We start from the raw sequence: 16,804 nt of genomic DNA on the forward strand, positions 1-16,804 counted from the left end.
CTGTGTTCTCTGCGTTCTCTGTGGTTTGATCTTCCGTGACTTGTGCGTAAGTCCCGATCGCTAACGAATTAGATACCGGAAAGTGTCAAACTAAATATGAAGTTTATAAAAAAACTGCAAACTCAAACCATGACTCAGCAACCAACTGATTTAGATAATAAAGCTGTATTTGAGCAGTTGTGGGAGATTACAAAGGAACTCCGCCAAAAATTAGAGGCTCGTTTTCGGTTACATCCAGACGCTTCTGTAGAAAATTTACAGCAATATAGCAGTCTTGATGGCAATATGAAAGGTTCGCTGACTGCTTTTTCTGGAGAAGAAATTGACTGGCTAGTGCATTCGTGGTTGGGAAACCCGGAAAAATCAAACTTTGGGACTATGCGTCTCACTACTTGGTTGAAGTCCCATATTCAGGTTCCTCATTTGGCCTTTGAGTTTGGCACACTTCCAAATGGAAATATTTTATTTTATATAGATTACATTGCCAGAACTGAGCTTCTAACCGATTTGGCATATCTCGATCGCTACTATGAGCCAGTTAATCAAACATTCTTAAAGTTACAGTCAGATGCGCGGCTCAAGGTATTTACCAGCAAAAGTACTTATATTCGTCTATTTCAATCGCCTGTTAGCTTGTGTTACACAGGCGCACCTACTTTTGAAACTCTCGAACTAACTCGCACACTTGCACGCGAAACACTTGATCGCTGGTTAACTTGGGTAGATGCAGCCGAACCTGTGCCAGAAGATGCACGAGAAGCTTTAGCTGCTCGTGATTTAGCGCTCCGCCGTATCAGTGCTGAACGCGATCCAGGTAATAAATTTGCCGCACAGATGTTTGGCTCGGAATTGACAGATAAACTTGTGCGATCGCTCTGGGGTGGCGATCGGATTCTCTAAATTTGTCATTTGTCATTAGTCATTTGTCATTGGTCATTTGTTATGGCTCTCAATTTTCCATGTCCACTAATTTAGAATCGTACTGCGCTTTAGCATCGCAAGTTACCTGTTATGCAATCAACCTTCACTCGCGATCGCCAATCACACTTTTACCCTGCTAATACTATGCTGGAAAGAGAAGTAGACCGCAAACACTTCCTGCAAACACAGCAAACCACCATTGAGTGCTTCACCAAGTTGGGGATGATTTAAATTTGAGAATGGAAATTGGGGATTAGGAAGTAATAACAAATGACAAATGACAAATGACAAAACCAATAGAAGTCCGCAATCCCCGAACTGGCAAATTTGACTACGTAATTATCCCGCCGCCTCCAAGGTTGGTGGTACAGCAATGTAAGCGGACGCGCCGGGCACAAGTTCGCTGGCAGCAGTTGGGCTTAGAGGGGAGAATTGAAGCTTTACAGCAGTGGAAGGATGCGATAATATCTGGACGCGATCGCCTCACGGAAGCTTTGGTAAATGATACAGGAAGATTGTCAGCCTCGGTATTAGAAATAGACTCCTTCCTCTCCAGCATCGATCGCTGGTGTCGGTTAGCACCGGAATTGCTGCAAGAATCGGCAAAAAATACAGCCATTCCCTTTATTGCCTTGCAACAAACATCTGTTCCTTATCCCTTAGTTGGAGTAATTAGCCCGTGGAATTTTCCCCTGTCACTGTCTACTATTGATACCATTCCGGCGTTGTTGGCAGGTTGTGCTGTCATTGTTAAACCCAGTGAAATCACTCCCCGCTTTGTAGCACCACTCATTACAGCACTCAACACTGTTCCCAAACTGCACGAGGTATTAACTTTTGTCGAAGGAGCAGGTGCAACCGGATCTCTTTTAATTGAAAATGTAGATTTGGTATGCTTTACAGGCAGTGTAGCCACAGGGAGAAAAGTTGCACAAGCGGCTGCAAAACAGTTTATTCCAGCTTTTTTGGAATTAGGAGGAAAAGATCCGGCGATCGTTTTAGAATCAGCCAACTTAGAATTAGCAACTTCAGCAATCTTGTGGAGTTCTGTTGTCAACACCGGGCAGTCATGCCTCTCAATTGAGCGAATTTACGTTGCAGACTCGATATTTGAAAAGTTTTACCATCAACTAGTAGCCAAAGCACATCGCCTTAAACTAGCCTATCCCACAGTCGAAAGTGGAGAAATTGGCCCGATCATCGCCGAAAAACAAGCAGCCATTATTAGCGATCATCTTCTAGATGCAGTGGAAAAAGGAGCAGTAATTCACTGCGGTGGTGTCATCGAGGATTTAGGTGGGGGTTGGTGGTGTCGTCCAACAGTGCTTACCCAAGTTAATCATTCCATGAAAATCATGACTGAAGAGACTTTTGGTCCGATTATGCCAGTCATGCCTTTTTCTGTAGTAGATGAAGCAGTCTCTTTAGCCAATGACTCAATCTATGGATTAAGTGCTGCTGTATTTGCCTCAGAAACAGAAGCTTTAGAAGTTGCATACCAGATAGATGCAGGTGCCATTAGTATCAACGATGCTGGACTCACCGCCATCATGCATGAGGGAGAGAAAAACGCCTTCAAATTCTCCGGTTTGGGACAGTCACGCATAGGTGCAGCAGCGATGAAACGATTTATGCTAAAAAAAGCTATTTTGATTAAAACTAATGCTACTAATGACCCTTGGTGGTTTGAAAATGGGGAGTGACCAATGCCATCATCACTATGCAACTGATTAGCGTAACCAATGGCGTAGCTTGCCGCCGTACTTTTTTAAAGAAGCAAGCTACGCAAAGCGTCTCCAAGAGTTGGCATTGCATTCGCATCTTGTTCAAAATATCTATTTTACTAGAGGCGATCGCCTCTGCCACAGTTTCGTCCGCGATAATCAAAGCATCTGGAAGAATTTTGATGGTTTTGGTTCAGAACACAAGTCTTTTCTCAACAATTTGTTATCTAGTATTAAGAAAACCTATAGGTCGGTTTCTACAATAGCGTTACACTCTATAACGGACTAAGCCTTTATGTAGATTCTGTAGCGCCTGATGAACCTAGCCGATATCCTCAAAGACTCAAACTACAAACTGTCTCAGTTTACTGCGGCGGAAATTGAGCAGTTAGAGCAGAGCATTACTCTTAAAGCAATCAAAAGTAGCGAAGTGCCTTATATCGTTTGTTTGGTGCGTCAGAAGGCAATTAAGCTGACGCCAGAGGAAGCAATTCGGCAGCTATATTTACAGGTTTTGAATAAACGCCTCCACTATCCTCTCAGTCGCATTCAAGTCGAGTATGGGGTGAACTTTGGGCGGGAGGTGAAACGGGCAGACATTGTGGTGATGGACAAAGACCGTCCGAACACAGTCTACATGATTGTAGAGCTAAAGAAGCCAAAGCTAAAGGATGGGAAAGATCAGCTTCGCTCTTACTGCAATGCTACAGGTGCGCCGATCGCAATTTGGACAAATGGCGATCAAATCTCCTACTACCAGCGCAAAGATCCCAATTATTTTGAAGATATCCCTGGTCTGCCCAACGCTAATCAAACCCTAGCAGATATTCTTCAGATCAAGTTTACCCTGGAAGACTTGATCGCTAATGACAAGTTGATAAAGGAGAATAAATCTCTCAAAACCTTGATCGAAGAAATGGAAGATGAGGTGCTGGCGAATGCTGGGGTAGATGTATTTGAGGAACTGTTTAAGCTGATTTTTACGAAGCTCTATGATGAGTGGTATTCTGGGCAGGGGAACCGCCGTAAAACCCGTTCTCTAGAGTTTCGCAATACGGGACAAACAGAAGCGGCACTCAAAACCAAGATTCAGGATTTGTTTGATAGGGCAAAGAAAAAGTGGGAAGGGGTGTTTAGTGAAGATGCTAAAATTAGCCTCACGCCTTCGCACCTGTCGGTCTGTGTGTCGTCGTTGGAGAATGTGAAGCTGTTTAACTCCAATCTGGATGTAATTGATGAAGCCTTTGAGTATTTGATTAACCAGAGCAGTAAGGGTGAGAAAGGACAGTTTTTTACGCCCCGCTATGTGATTGATATGTGCGTGAAAATGCTCAATCCCCAAGAAGATGAGTACATGATCGATACGGCGGCGGGGTCATCTGGGTTTCCGGTGCATACGATTTTTCATGTGTGGCGGCAGATTTTGGCGGATGAGGGATTGCAGGCGAGTCATTTGTTTTCGTTGGAAGATAAGCCACCCCGTTGTAGTGAATATGTGGAAGAGAAGGTGTTTGCCATCGACTTTGATGAGAAAGCGGTGCGAGTGGCGCGGACGCTGAACCTGATTGCGGGGGATGGGCAGACGAATGTATTGCACCTGAACACACTGGACTATGAACTGTGGAATGAAGTAACGGAACAAGAAGAATGGGATAACATTTATAATGCTGGGTTCAAACGGCTAAAACGGTTGCGACCGAAAGGGAATAAAGATTTTCGAGAGTTTCAGTTTGATGTGCTGATGGCAAATCCGCCCTTTGCCGGAGATATCAAGGAACCGCGCATGATTGCCCGCTATGATTTGGCAAAGAAGCCCGATGGTAAGTGGCAAACCAAGGTGGGGCGCGATATTTTGTTTATTGAGCGCAATTTGGACTTTTTGAAACCGGGGGGTAGAATGGCGATCGTGTTGCCCCAAGGACGGTTTAACAATTCATCGGATAAGAATATTCGAGATTTCCTTGCCGAACGCTGCCGGATTTTGGCGGTGGTGGGGCTGCATGGCAATACGTTTAGACCGCACACGGGTACAAAGACTTCGGTGCTGTTTGTGCAGAAGTGGAATGATGACTCGAAGGCAGGCGCACTCTGCCCTCGACAGGATGACTACAACATCTTTTTTGCGACGATGCGGAAATCGGGCAAAGATAATTCTGGGGATAAAATCTGGCGGAAAATTTCATCGTCTACTTCACCGCCTGATGACGAACTTAGCGAATTGATGCCGCCTTCTCCGATGCAACGAGTGGTGGGGGTGGAGGGCGATTTTTTGCAAGATGTTCACGGTCATTTAGTGGTGGATCATGATTTGTATAACCACGAAGGACTGACGGAAGACGGCATTGCAGAAGCGTTTATTGAGTTTGCCAAAAAGGAGAAGCTCAGTTTTTTTGAATCTAGCCCATCTGTTGCGCCGTTTGATGCTGTGAAGTATGAGCGGTTAATGGGTGGGCTGGAAGCGGTTGAGATTTATTTTAATGTTTTGAATGAAAATGAGTTTTTTCGATATGATGCAGAATATTTTAATAAAGAAGCTCTAGATATCACATCTAAGATAAAAAAAAGGCACTTTATTTCGATTGAAGAAGAGTACGAAGTGACAAAGCTTGCTGGCTTTGAATTTACAAAATTCTTTACTGCTGAAAATATGGAATCTGATAATTTCTATATCGCCCTTACAAGCAAAAATATTCAAAATGAAAGGCTAGATTTAACTGATTACATAACCATAGAGCGAGAAACAGCAAATACATTTCTAAAACGCTCAAGACTTGACGAAGAAGATATAATCTTATCTTATACAGGTATTTACAGAAGATCCTTAGTTCTTCAAGAAGGATCTTATCAACTTGGCCCTAATATATGTAAACTCCGTAGAAAAGGACTTAAAATTAGCCCATACTTTCTCTCAACATTTTTCAATTCCAAAGTTGGTCAAGTTATTCTGGATCGAGAAAAAACTCTCTCAGCACAACCAACTGTTGCGATGTCTAGACTACGAAAAATCCAAGTGCCTATAGTATCAAAAATATTTCAAAACTCTATTGAGGGATTAATTAAATATTCGTATAAAATTTTAAAAATTAGTCAGAGAATTTATTTTGAAGCTGAGGATTTGCTGTTGTCGGAGCTTGGCTTGAAGGACTGGCAACCCACGGAAGAAACTGTTGCCGTCAAGACTTTTGCTGAGTCGTTCCTGTCCTGCGATCGCCTCGACGCTGAGTATTACCAGCCAAAACAGCAAAAAGTAATGACAATCATGCGTCAGTCTGGTCTTTGCATTGGGGATGTTGTTTCACTAGCAAAGCGCAAGTTTCAACCCGAAAAACAAGGCACATTTAACTATATCGAAATTGGCAATCTCAGTGGAGAAGGCTTTGCTAATAGTGAAGTGGTGGCTATGGAAGAAGCCCCTAGTCGAGCACAATGGTTTGTCAAAACTAACGATGTAATTACGTCAACAGTTCGCCCTATCCGCAGACTTTCAGCCTTAATTGAATCTGAGCAAAATAACTATATTTGCTCATCTGGTTTTGTTGTTCTCAAACCAACCAAAATTGAGCCAGAAGTTTTATTGGTTTATTTGCGATCGCCCATTGTATGCGAAATTCTGGATCTTCATACGACTGCCAGTATGTACCCAGCAATCTCAACTGAGGATTTATTGAAGATTCCAATCACTCTACCGCAAGAATCTACTCGTCAAAAAATCAGAGAAAAGGTTAGAGAATCTAGAAAAGCGCGGGAGCAATCCAAGCAGCTGCTAGAAATTGCTAAAACAGGAGTAGAAAGAGCGATCGAAACTGATGAAGCGACAGCAACAACTTGGATTAACCAGCAGCTTGAAGCTTTGGGCATTAACCTAACCACTACTACTTAACATCTTGGATTAGCAATGAAAGCAGTTAAAGTCATGGCAATGATTAATGAGCAAGGACAACTAACCTTAGATCATCCTCTCATAACAGATAAAAACAGTCGCGTAGAAGTTATTATTCTAATTCCAGAAGAGGAAGTTTTAGATAATCAATCTCAAGCAGAAGTCTTAGCAGATTTCCGGCAAGCTTGGCACGAAGCCATGACTGGGCAAACTATCCCGGTGGCTCAACTTTGGGAAGAGCTTGAAAATGACTGATCAGCCTTTCATTCAAGTTGAAGTTTCGCCAACATTCAACCGAAATCTACGCGCTCTTGCCAAGAAGTATCGCAGTATTCGGAATGATATGCAACCCGTCATCGAACAACTTGAACAGGGAGAGCTGCCAGGAGATCAAATACCTGGGGTTGGTTATGCGGTCTTCAAGTTAAGAGTCCGAAATAGCGACACTCAAAAAGGTAAAAGCGGCGGCTATCGTCTGATTTACTATGTCAAGACAGCAACGGGAATTATTTTGCTGACTATTTATGCAAAATCTGAACAAGTCGATATTGCCGCAGATGACATTCAGAGCATCATTACAGAATATGAGCAACGCGCGATCAAAGATAAAGAGGATATCTAAACAAGAGCCACCGAACCTCTTTATAACGTCCAAATTCCAACCGAAAGGTAGTAAAGCGATGCAAGCAAAACTCCAAGAGCAACTTTCCCCCAATGATGCCGAAGTTATTTTAGGATGCTTACCAGAACGAATTCGCGCCGCTCTAATTGCTCGTGCTACTGAAATTGAATATCCAATCGAAGCAGTTATTGAGATGGCGATCGCAAGTTTTCTCGACACAGAGGCGTTAAGTTTTACAGATTGCAAGCCAGGGCGTGGACAATAAAACCGTAAACTCGGTCTAACAACCCAATTGGAGCGAATACAGACTTACAGCAGTTTAACCGGAACATTAGAAGCTGACGACAAACGCGATCGCTTGGAAGAAAAACAGAATTTGTTATGCTTCGCATCAAGTTATAATTTCTGCTCTCACGACTGAAGTCTCAGCAGTGGGATGAATACAGAAGCCCAATTTTTCGCAGACTCTTTGCTTTGCAGAATTTCCAGTCGGGATTTTGGCACTAATTAGCGTGAGTTTGACGGATAAGACAAGAAGAACGGCTAAGATAGTAATTTCTCCTTTCAGAGATAACCACTGATTATTCTCCAGTCCGCGCAGGCGGACTTTGTTTGTGTAGCCACGACTTCCAGTCGTTAGGCTTTGATCTCAAATATGAACTTAGTAAGGTATACGCATGGTCAAAGGTGACAAAATAAACTTTTCTACCCCTAGCGGGTTTCCAGAATTTCTTCCTAGCGAAAAGCGTCTAGAATTATATTTGTTAGATATCATCCGTAGAGTTTTTGAAAGCTATGGATTTACGCCCATCGAAACACCTGCTGTAGAACGTTTAGAAGTACTGCAAGCTAAAGGTAATCAAGGCGATAATATCATTTATGGAATTAATCCCATATTGCCACCAAATCGACAAGCCGAGAGAGATAAATCGGGCGAAACTGGTTCGGAAGCCAGAGCTTTAAAGTTCGATCAAACAGTTCCTTTAGCAGCGTATATTGCCCGTCATCTGAATAAATTAACCTTTCCCTTTGCTCGTTATCAAACCGATGTAGTTTTTCGGGGAGAACGAGCGAAAGATGGGCGTTTTCGTCAGTTCCGCCAGTGCGATATTGATGTAGTTGCGCGTCGCGAACTAAGTTTGCTCTATGATGCTCAGATGCCTGCAATTATCACTGAAATATTTGAAGCAATTAATATTGGTGATTTTCTGATTCGCATCAATAACCGTAAAGTTCTTACTGGTTTCTTTAAATCATTGGGTATTACTGAAAATCAAATAAAATCTTGTATTGATATCGTTGATACTCTAGAAAAAATTGGTGAAAGTAAAGTCAAACAAGATTTAGAGAAAGAAGGGATTGCAGCCGAACAGGCGCAAAAAATCATTGAATTTATCAAAATAGACGGTTCCGTTGATGAAATCTTAGATAAGCTCAAACACCTCGCCCAAAATCTGCCAGAAACCGAGCAATTGAGTTTAGGAGTTAGCGAATTAGAAACGGTAATTACTGGAGTGCGTAATCTCGGAGTTGCCGAAAATCGTTTCTGTATTGATTTATCCATTGCCCGTGGTCTTGATTACTATACTGGCACAGTTTACGAAACAACTCTATTAGGACATGAAGCTTTAGGTAGTATTTGTTCTGGCGGTAGATATGAAGAATTAGTCGGGGTCTTTTTGGGTGAAAAAATGCCTGGTGTCGGCATTTCTATTGGCTTAACTCGCTTAATTAGTCGCTTGTTAAAAGCTGGTATTCTAAATACCTTAGCTGCTACACCAGCCCAAGTGATGGTAGTGAATATGCAAGAAGATTTAATACCTACTTATTTACAAGTTTCTCAACATCTGCGTCAGGCGGGAATTAATGTAACAACTAACTTTGATAAGCGTCCTTTGGGTAAACAATTTCAATTAGCAGACAAACAAGGAATTCAATTTTGCGTAATTATTGGTTCTGAAGAAGCAGCAGCGCAAAAGTCATCGCTCAAAGATTTGAAAACAGGGGAGCAAGTAGAAGTACTACTAGAAAATCTAGCTGAGGAAGTTAAAAGAAGGCTTACTTAAAAGTTGATTTATCAAGTAGCAACTGTCTATTGCAATCTGCCTCATATATCATATTTATTTGGAAGTCATTTATGAGTTTATCGGATGTCCCTAATCTCTGGGTTCCTATAGCACTTTTAGGTTTCATTGTGATCGCTGCTGTATTTTTCAGCCGCAGCAATTGATATTTAAAGCATTACAGTTGAGGTGGAGGTTCAGTTGTATGTTTGCTGTTGTCACACCCGATACAATCCATTTGCCCCCAGGTGCGGTAGTACGCCTACCTGGAAGCTGGCAAGATTATCAAGCACTCAATGAACAACTAGGCGATCGCTATACTGTTGAAACCAATAGCCGTTATTTCCCTAACATCAATGTGTCAGAAGTAGTCACAGAGTCTCTAAAAATTGCCTACGAGCGCAATACTAGCGCTGCTATTCGGGAATTACGGCGGAAATTGGCAAGTGAGAATTAAAGATTTTGATTTTGCGATGCCCTCGGCGGGCTACGCCAACGCAGAGAATCTTCATAAACGGCGGCTACTTGGTACGATAAAGTACAGAGTCTCACAACTTACTTTTAAATAAATAGAAAAGGAATGCGTACATGGGAAAAGGGAGATTAGAAGCATTCAGCGATGGGGTGATTGCTATCATTATCACTATCATGGTGCTGGAAATTAAAGTGCCGCATGGGGTCGATTTAGCCGCGCTACGTCCACTAATCCCAGTATTTCTGAGCTATGTGTTGAGTTTTATTTATATCGGCATCTACTGGAACAATCACCATCACCTACTACAAGCAGTCCGACAGGTTAATGGGCGTATCCTTTGGGCGAATTTGCATCTGCTATTTTGGTTGTCGCTAATCCCCTTCGTCACTGGTTGGATGGGCGAGAATCACTTTGCCGCCATGCCTGTTGCCCTTTATGGTACGGTGTTGTTGTTGAATGCCATCGCTTACTTCATTCTTACCCGCACCCTGATTTCTCACCACGGCAAAGATTCGACTCTAGCGATCGCAGTTGGTGAAGACTTCAAAGGAAAAATATCAGTAGTTGTCTATGCTGTGGCAATTCCACTTGCCTTTGTAAACTCATGGTTTGCTTGTGCATTGTATGTTTTAGTCGCAATCATGTGGCTGATTCCTGACCGTCGCATTGAGAAAATTTACACTTCCTAAAGGAATTACGAATTATAGCAAGGGACTGGGTGAAAAGCCTTTTTGTGTCTAAGTTTTATCGTCTGTTGATGTCCTAACCACCAAGGCTTGTGCTATACCTCAGCTGTTACGCATTTAATTTTTACGTATAAAAAATCAAGAACGCAAAGTATCTTTGATTGCTTTAATTTGTCTGAAGTTCTAAAAATGGATAGTCGGTGTATCCTGTAGCGTCAGGGGCATAAAATGTTTTTGGATCTGGAACGTTCAAATGGGCGTTAAGTTCTAAGCGTTTTGGTAAGTCAGGATTAGCAAGATATAACTTGCCAAAAGAAACTAAATCTGCATTGCTACTAGCAAGAATGCTATCTCCTGTTTGGCGATCGTAGCCACCATTAGTAATCAAAGTACCTTGGAATATTTGCCGAAAGTAGGGTGTAACTGGGTTCATGACTTCGCGGGTTGCTAAATCGACTTCGTTCGGTTCCATCAGGTGAAGATAGGCAAGTCCAAAGGGGTTAAGAGCATTGATAGCATAACCAAAAGTTTCTTGAGGGTTGGAGTCATGCATTCCATAAAAAGTGTTACTTGGCGAAAGTTTGATCCCAACTCGGTTTGCACCCCAAACGCTAGCGACTGCTTCCACAACTTCTAAGAGGAATCGGCTACGCTTTTCTATTGAACCGCCATACTCATCTGTGCGCTGGTTCGAGCCATCTTGGAGAAATTGATCGATTAAATAGCCAAATGCACCGTGAAGTTCAATCCCATCAAAACCAGCCGCCAAGGCATTTTCGGCACCTTTGCGAAATTGCTCGACAATTTCAGTAATTTCTGGAATTTCTAAAGCGCGGGGAGTTTCCAACGATACTTTACCTATGGGTGTGTGGAGTGAACCAATCCCTGCGAGCGCACTGGGAGCAACTGGCAATTCTCCATTAAGTAAAGCTGAGTGAGAAACTCTCCCAGAATGCCAAAGTTGCAAAAAAATTCTGCCCCCTTGTTCGTGTACTGCATTAGTTATCAACCGCCATCCTGCCACTTGTTCTTCTGAGTAAATTCCTGGACAGTTAATGTATCCTAAACTCAGAGGTGAAACCATTGTACATTCAGTAACGATCAGTCCAGCACTGGCGCGTTGGGTGTAGTAAGTTGCCATTAGCGAGTTGGGAATACTTGCAATTGCCCGTAAACGCGTCATCGGTGCCATTACGATTCGGTTTGGTAGAGTATAAGGGCCAAGCTGAACTGGTGTGAAAAGATTGATATTGGAATTCATGGCTTAAATTTCGATTACAGCGTTGCACATTACTGACTGAGGTTTGAAAACGGGGATCGTTAGGAGAGCTTTTCCTCACGCGATTCCACCATTGACACGGATGTTTTGCCCAGTGATCCACCTAGCTTCGTCGCTAGCAAGAAATGCTACTACATCGGCGATTTCTTGCACATCTCCGAGTTTATTAAAAGCAGCCATTTGCGCTAAACGATCTATCTGTTCTTGTGTTTTGCCTTCTCGGAATAGTTCTGTATCGGTGGGACCAGGAGAAATAACATTAACTGCGATCGCTTTTGCACCTAATTCTTTAGCTAGTACCCGTGTGATTTGTTCAACAGCACCCTTGGTTCCTACATAAGCACTATAAGTTGGCAGCATCATCACCGTGGTTGATGAAGAAAAATTGATAATCCGTCCGCCTTCTGTCATGTGCTGCGCGGCTTGTTGACAAGCAAAAAAAGTGCCTTTGACATTAATGGCAAAAATCGCGTCGAAATCTTCTTCACTCACCTCAGTAATTGGTTTATAGAAAGCAATTCCAGCATTATTGACCAAAATATCGACTTTACCAAAACGTTCAAGTGTTTGTTCAAATAATCTTTGGATGTCGGGTACTTTGCTAATATCAGCTTGGATAGCGATCGCTTCTACTCCCAACTTTTCAATTTCTGCAACAACTTCTTGTGCTTTGCCTGCATTACCTGCATAGTTAACGACAATAGATGCGCCATTACCAGCTAACTTGAGTGCGATCGCTCGTCCAATTCCCCGCGATGCACCAGTAATAATTGCAACTTTCCCGGTTATTGATGCCATAGATTAATCGAGTTTAATTTTGGTTAACTAGAATGATTATCTATTGTTAAAGGTACTGTACCAAGATTAAATTTAGCGATCGCTGCTAAAACTCCCGACTTGATTCCAGCAAAAATCCCGCCTGTGAATTCAAGTAACTCTCAGGCGGGAGAAATGAAAATACATTGCAAAAGGTAAAGATACGTGCCCTCTTGGCGGCATTTTCACAGCAGATTAAGATTTGCTACGGCTTGGCAAATATTGTTGAATATGTTGATCTAAATCGAATTTATGAGTCTTCATTGAGCCAAACACAATGCCTACGGCAGTAAACTACGCCCTACCGAACTTGACAGAAATTAAATGCTGATGACACAGGTATTGTCTTGACCATAGTCTACAAACATCTTTTATAAATTGTCTGTCTTCGTTAACCAAAAGCTCATCTGGTTTATCATATCTGCGTAGATTAAATTATTTTAAGAAGGGATTTTCTGAACCGATCAGGGATTCAACCTCAATTGGACACGTTGGCTCAGATAGGAGTGTTCCATTAAATGTATAAGTAGTGCCGTTGGAATTGATAGCATTACCACTTATCCTCCGATCTGGAATAAAGTCTCCTCTTACTTGACCGCTAAGTGCGATACTTACTTCTGAAGTTGGATCTGAAGTTGGATTTGTTACTGCTTGCCAATTTCTCTGATCCCGACCTAGATTTGTCCGGCTATAAGTAGCATCTAGCCCAACAAAGCGAAGGCTGTTACCATTGGCGTTAAATTCAAAACAAGCAGTAAAATTATCTCCTGACTTGACTGAACATTGACATCGTAGCTTTTGCCCTCCACTCCAGCTTGTACTGGCGCAGCCAACAACATTATTTGTCCAAGTAAACAAGTTAAAACTAAACCAAACCTAGATTGGATGATTTTCACTGACATAATTGTTTGCCTCTGTTACGTAATCAAGTAATTGCTTACTTTTACTCATTGGTGACAGGTTAAGATCATTAACCATTTACCAATAAGTAGTGGTGATTAAATTTAGTCAAATCGAGGTTACAAACGCAAATTTCCAGCCTGTGATGCCTTCGTATAGCGTTTCATAGACAAAACTAGCTACGCCTACGCATATTTAAAAGCATCGTTCATCCTTGCCATAAAATTTAGTATAAAGCTTAATGAGATACTCAATACCATAGATAATTTACAGCGTAATCACTATTGACAAAACGAGTTATATCTTAAAATTTCACTAATGCTTTCTTTTTAGCAGAAAAGAATGGAAGTGAGTTCAGAGTGTATTGCATAGATAGACACTTAGAGTATGTTTGAAAAGTTTTCTTCTCGGTAACAAAACGTTCTAGATCCCCCTAAATCCCCCTTAAAAAGGGGGACTTTGAAAGGTTTTGCCCCCCTTTTTAAGGGGGGTTGGGGGGATCAATAAGTGCCTAAAATCACAGCCAACCACTTTTCAAACAACCTCTTAGAGACTATTTTACAAGTTCTCCAACAAAGAGCGATCGCTATAGTAACGCTCTTGGGTAAAAATTGGTAGGAGACAAGATTGAGACTTCTCCCTTGCTCCTTTTTCTACTCCCTTTAATTAAAATTCTGGAACGATCGCAACACCATCTCTAAGATTGAGCAACCCTGAAATAATAACTTTATCTTCTGGCTGTAATCCTTCAATAACTTGGTAATTATTACCTTTGATCTCGCCTAGCTTTACTCGCCTTTGCCGAGCTACTTGTTGGGATACACCTTGGGGAGATGTTTCTGTTTCAACTACATAAACAAAAGTGTCCCCGCCTACACGAGTCATTGCTGTTGTGGGAATTAAAACTCCGGGGCGCTGATTCCAGAACACTCTAGTTCTCACCAATTGATCTGCACGTAGCTGACCATTAGTGTTGTCAAACAGTGCTTTAATCAGTATCGTTTGTGTTTCATTGCTGGCATTAGGTGCAATAAAAAATATTCTACTTCTACCAAGCTTTTGACCTTGTGTGTTCATCACCTCTACTGGCATACCCTTACGCAATTGGGGCCCTTGTTGTAGTGGTACAGAGATATTCACTTCTAAAGGCCGATTTTGGGTGATATTAACTAATGGTGTAGAAGTATTAACTAAATCACCGACTTTCACAGGGATGTTGCCAACTGTGCCACTAAAAGGAGCAGTAATTTTGTCAGACTGGGGCTGTTGTGTTTGAGTATTTACATTAGATTGCTGCAAAGATTTTTCAGCCTGCAAGATAGAGGCTCGTTGTGCTTGAATCCTGGAATCAATTGCATCCAGACTAGTCTTAGCATTGGCCAGACGATTAGCAAACTGATTGCTAGCCTGTCGAGACACGGCTCCTTGTTCAGCTAGGTTGACAAACTTATCGTAGTTCTGCTGGTACAATTGCAGATTCGCAACGTAGGATGGTCGTTCTGCTTCTAAAGATTTGAGTGTGGCGCGGGCATTTGCCAGTTGCATTAAAAATGCTTGAGGCACAGGATTATTCCTAGCGATCGCTGCCTGTGGTGTAGAATCTACTTGGAGAATTGGCGCTCCTTGGACAACTGGATCTCCAGATTTGACAAGTATCTGGGTAACTTGACCCTGAATTCTCGGCTGAAGCGTGACTGAGCGCAGGGATTTTAGACTAGCAATAAAATCTGAACTTTCCTCAATTATGCCGCTTTGTACTGTTGATATTTTGACTCTTACCCCTTGAGGTTGAGCGTTAGCATCTGAAGGTGCTGAATTCTGTGGAGTGAGTAAACGCCAAACTATAGCTGCTCCGCCCCCTAATAATAAGAGTGCGGCTAAACTCAACCAAAGCCACCGCCGTTTTCCAGAGGGTGGCTCAAATGACGTTTGTGGAGCTTTTTCTCCCAAATCAGTTTGAGGCTCAGGGGATGTCATGGCTTTTGAGGAACTTAAGGAACAAATTAACTACAATTCAATCAAAATTTCATCTGTCGTTTTTGAAATTACTGATTTGGCATGAGGTTTTGCGGCAAATTATGTGTTATCCCATCCAAATATACAGTTTTGATGATTCTATCTAAATCTACCGAAAGGTGAATCCGCTCCTGAAATTTCTGACTTCAACTGTATCCTTCAAAAAGTTAGGGATAATTTTATCGGAATCACTTTTATTACAGCAGATTTCAAGTTTGGGAGGTACGCAAATTAAGTCTGTTAGCCAGATATAAAGCGTATTTTAGTCCTGAATTTAACTGTAAGTATAAATCAATACTAATAGTTCGCTTGTTTCAAACATTGAAATTCAAACTCACTACCACAATCAGCTCGCTGCATTGAACTCATTTTGTATTAAGTAGTAAGAATAACTGTTAAATATTGATGCGAAATCGGGTAAATTCTTGAATTTGCTTCGGAAAGTTTCAGATTATGTTTTCAACCATTAATAAATTTCAGGAGCAAATCTAGGTGTTGACTTCAACCTTACTCGCTGCTGCAACCACACCTCTGCAATGGAGTCCCACAGTTGGACTGATTATGATTATTGCTAATATCATTGCCATTGCCTTTGGCAAATCTACCATCAAGTATCCCAACGCAGAACCAAAACTACCCTCAGCCAATTTCCTTGGTAATTTTGGTGTACCAGCCCTTTTAGCAAGTGCTGCCTTTGGCCATATCTTAGGTGTGGGCGCTATTTTAGGGTTGCATAACCTGGGAAGAATTTAGGTTCTTACCCAAGTTAGCCTTTATTTGATGATTCTTTTGTCTCCAGCTTTGAGCCAGAGAGTTAGAACTCTCTGGCTCTTTTTTATGAGACACTAAGTAATATCAGGATCTCAACGGTATGACAGATATAACAGATTTATCAAAAAGAATTGCCAGCAAAGGCGATAATCCGCTAAGTTTGTCACCTGTCAACTTGCAGTCACAAGAAGACGTAGAACTTGAGCGAAAACTGCGAGAACTCAAGTTTAAACAAGAACTAAGAAAAGATTGGATTTTATTTATTGTCAGAGATGTAGTAATTTTTCCTGCCGCCATCCTTTTTATTTTTGCTGTCAGTGGTTATTCCCTATTTATGCAGATTCATAGGTGATATATCTGCCTAAAATTTTTAATCGACTCCAGAGGCGCAGAGTACACAGAGAAAAGAGAAATGATAATTAGGGAAGTAGATAGACATAATTAAATACAATAAAATAAACTCTTAATTTGTAGTGAGTGATTTATCGCTCAGAGCAAGGATTATTAGGACTAATACCAATTTTTTATAAAGCTGCATAGAATTCGATCCCCCCTAACCCCCCTTAAAAAGGGGGGAACCGGAAAAACATCTATCAAAGTCCCCCTTTTCAAGGGGGATTTAGGGGGATCAAGATATGTGCAACTTCACAT

Annotated in this window: 16 protein-coding genes and 1 pseudogene; 13 read left to right on the forward strand and 4 right to left on the reverse strand. The window is 41.7% G+C overall.

Annotated features, from left to right (window positions below; translation table 11 throughout):
- Window positions 1-129 precede the first annotated feature (129 nt).
- The 11 genes and pseudogenes from RMY32_RS18795 to RMY32_RS18845 all read left to right on the forward strand — a co-directional run bounded on the left by RMY32_RS18795 (window position 130) and on the right by RMY32_RS18845 (window position 10,374).
- The gene (locus RMY32_RS18795) at window positions 130-900 is read left to right on the forward strand and encodes a red chlorophyll catabolite reductase (RefSeq protein ID WP_322711046.1); all 771 of its coding nucleotides are present in this window, start codon (window positions 130-132) and stop codon (window positions 898-900) included.
- A gap of 135 nt (window positions 901-1,035) precedes the next feature.
- Window positions 1,036-1,152, forward strand: a pseudogene (locus RMY32_RS18800) (nitrilase); the annotation flags it as partial.
- 53 nt (window positions 1,153-1,205) lie between these two features.
- On the forward strand, window positions 1,206-2,624 hold the full coding sequence (locus tag RMY32_RS18805; RefSeq protein WP_322711031.1) for an aldehyde dehydrogenase family protein: 1,419 nt from the start codon (window positions 1,206-1,208) through the stop codon (window positions 2,622-2,624).
- Entirely contained in the window at window positions 2,621-2,911 is a 291-nt protein-coding gene (locus RMY32_RS18810; RefSeq protein ID WP_409883408.1) for a hypothetical protein, read from the forward strand. The genes RMY32_RS18805 and RMY32_RS18810 overlap by 4 nt, the downstream gene beginning before the upstream one ends.
- Before the next feature lie 50 nt (window positions 2,912-2,961).
- The gene (locus RMY32_RS18815) at window positions 2,962-6,525 is read left to right on the forward strand and encodes an N-6 DNA methylase (RefSeq protein ID WP_322711033.1); all 3,564 of its coding nucleotides are present in this window, start codon (window positions 2,962-2,964) and stop codon (window positions 6,523-6,525) included.
- 15 nt (window positions 6,526-6,540) lie between these two features.
- Complete coding sequence (locus RMY32_RS18820; RefSeq protein ID WP_322711034.1) at window positions 6,541-6,780, forward strand: hypothetical protein; 240 nt, start codon at window positions 6,541-6,543, stop codon at window positions 6,778-6,780.
- Window positions 6,773-7,147: a type II toxin-antitoxin system RelE/ParE family toxin gene (locus RMY32_RS18825; RefSeq protein WP_322711035.1), complete on the forward strand. Its 375-nt coding sequence runs from the start codon at window positions 6,773-6,775 to the stop codon at window positions 7,145-7,147. The genes RMY32_RS18820 and RMY32_RS18825 overlap by 8 nt, the downstream gene beginning before the upstream one ends.
- Window positions 7,148-7,205: 58 nt before the next feature.
- On the forward strand, window positions 7,206-7,412 hold the full coding sequence (locus RMY32_RS18830; RefSeq protein WP_322711036.1) for a hypothetical protein: 207 nt from the start codon (window positions 7,206-7,208) through the stop codon (window positions 7,410-7,412).
- 412 nt (window positions 7,413-7,824) lie between these two features.
- A complete protein-coding gene (hisS, locus tag RMY32_RS18835) occupies window positions 7,825-9,213 on the forward strand; it encodes a histidine--tRNA ligase (protein WP_322711037.1) in 1,389 nt (462 codons plus the stop codon).
- 202 nt (window positions 9,214-9,415) lie between these two features.
- The gene (locus RMY32_RS18840; RefSeq protein ID WP_322711038.1) at window positions 9,416-9,667 is read left to right on the forward strand and encodes a hypothetical protein; all 252 of its coding nucleotides are present in this window, start codon (window positions 9,416-9,418) and stop codon (window positions 9,665-9,667) included.
- Between the two features lie 131 nt (window positions 9,668-9,798).
- Window positions 9,799-10,374: a TMEM175 family protein gene (locus RMY32_RS18845; RefSeq protein WP_322711039.1), complete on the forward strand. Its 576-nt coding sequence runs from the start codon at window positions 9,799-9,801 to the stop codon at window positions 10,372-10,374.
- Window positions 10,375-10,537: 163 nt separating this feature from the next.
- On the opposite strand, the gene RMY32_RS18850 is transcribed toward RMY32_RS18845, so the two are convergent.
- The 4 genes from RMY32_RS18850 to RMY32_RS18865 all read right to left on the reverse strand — a co-directional run bounded on the left by RMY32_RS18850 (window position 10,538) and on the right by RMY32_RS18865 (window position 15,343).
- The gene (locus RMY32_RS18850; protein ID WP_322711040.1) at window positions 10,538-11,632 is read right to left on the reverse strand and encodes an alkene reductase; all 1,095 of its coding nucleotides are present in this window, start codon (window positions 11,630-11,632) and stop codon (window positions 10,538-10,540) included.
- Between the two features lie 75 nt (window positions 11,633-11,707).
- On the reverse strand, window positions 11,708-12,448 hold the full coding sequence (locus RMY32_RS18855) for an SDR family oxidoreductase (RefSeq protein WP_322711041.1): 741 nt from the start codon (window positions 12,446-12,448) through the stop codon (window positions 11,708-11,710).
- A gap of 453 nt (window positions 12,449-12,901) precedes the next feature.
- Window positions 12,902-13,324, reverse strand: a complete 423-nt coding sequence (locus RMY32_RS18860; RefSeq protein WP_322711042.1) for a hypothetical protein — start codon at window positions 13,322-13,324, stop codon at window positions 12,902-12,904.
- Between the two features lie 708 nt (window positions 13,325-14,032).
- A complete protein-coding gene (locus RMY32_RS18865; protein ID WP_322711043.1) occupies window positions 14,033-15,343 on the reverse strand; it encodes an efflux RND transporter periplasmic adaptor subunit in 1,311 nt (436 codons plus the stop codon).
- Window positions 15,344-15,874: 531 nt separating this feature from the next.
- On the opposite strand from RMY32_RS18865, the gene psaK reads away from it, so the two are divergent.
- Window positions 15,875-16,135, forward strand: a complete 261-nt coding sequence (psaK, locus tag RMY32_RS18870) for a photosystem I reaction center subunit PsaK (protein ID WP_322711044.1) — start codon at window positions 15,875-15,877, stop codon at window positions 16,133-16,135.
- A gap of 118 nt (window positions 16,136-16,253) precedes the next feature.
- Window positions 16,254-16,505, forward strand: a complete 252-nt coding sequence (locus RMY32_RS18875; protein ID WP_322711045.1) for a hypothetical protein — start codon at window positions 16,254-16,256, stop codon at window positions 16,503-16,505.
- Window positions 16,506-16,804 lie beyond the last annotated feature (299 nt).

Origin of the sequence: Nostoc sp. ChiSLP03a (genome assembly GCF_034531215.2) — a bacterium.
In the GTDB taxonomy this organism is placed as follows: Bacteria; Cyanobacteriota; Cyanobacteriia; order Cyanobacteriales; family Nostocaceae; genus Nostoc.